Source organism: Liquorilactobacillus vini DSM 20605, assembly GCF_000255495.1.
Lineage (GTDB): Bacteria > Bacillota > Bacilli > Lactobacillales > Lactobacillaceae > Liquorilactobacillus > Liquorilactobacillus vini.
Genome location: NZ_AHYZ01000146.1, coordinates 1 through 698, shown reverse-complemented (window position 1 = coordinate 698; position 698 = coordinate 1). Strand labels below are relative to the sequence as shown.

The window sequence follows — 698 nt, the reverse complement described above, 5'->3', positions numbered from 1 at the left end:
AAAGCCATTGATTGATAGTTTTTGGCAATGGTGTGATCAAGCTGAAGCGTTACCAAAATCACGTTTAGGCAAAGCATTGGTTTACGCTCAAAATCAGCGGAAAGCTTTAAATCAAATTCTAAATTTTGGCGAAATTGATTTAAGCAATAACGCTTCAGAACGAAATATGAAAAGTTATGTAATTGGCCGAAAGAATTGGCTTTTCAGTACCAGCCCGAAAGGAGCTGAAGCTAATGCGATTTGGATGTCTTTGATTGAAAGTGCCAAAGCAAATGGCTTAACTCCCTTTAAATATTTACAAGATATAATCGGAAAAATATCAAAACTGCCAGTATTCATGAAAACTGATGAACTGGAAGCATATTTGCCATGGAATTGGCAAGACGAAAGCAAATCAACGATTCCAGCAAAAATGGCCGTAGCAAAATGACCAACTGATCCCAAATGAGATTAGCTGGTCTTTTTTGAACGGTCGATTATTAGGTGCTTACGCAACAACGTCTTCTAATTTCATAAAAAGCCTCCTGCAATACTTGATGGGACAAGTATAACAAGAGGTTTTCGATTAAAACAGACCGCTATCTCAGCTACCGCTTACGTTTTGTTTGTCGAATCGATGATTCGACAGTCCAACCAGAAAGTAGGCGTTCTAATTGTTTGGCATGCAGCTTCTTTACTTCATTTGTATTTGTGGGCCA

1 protein-coding gene is annotated in these 698 nt (G+C 38.3%); it reads left to right on the top strand.

Annotated elements, in window-relative coordinates:
• Positions 1 to 430 (top strand): IS66 family transposase (locus ON15_RS08225; RefSeq protein ID WP_010581021.1); only part of this gene is annotated, 430 nt, incomplete at its 5' end.
• Between the last annotated feature and the right edge of the window lie 268 nt (positions 431 to 698).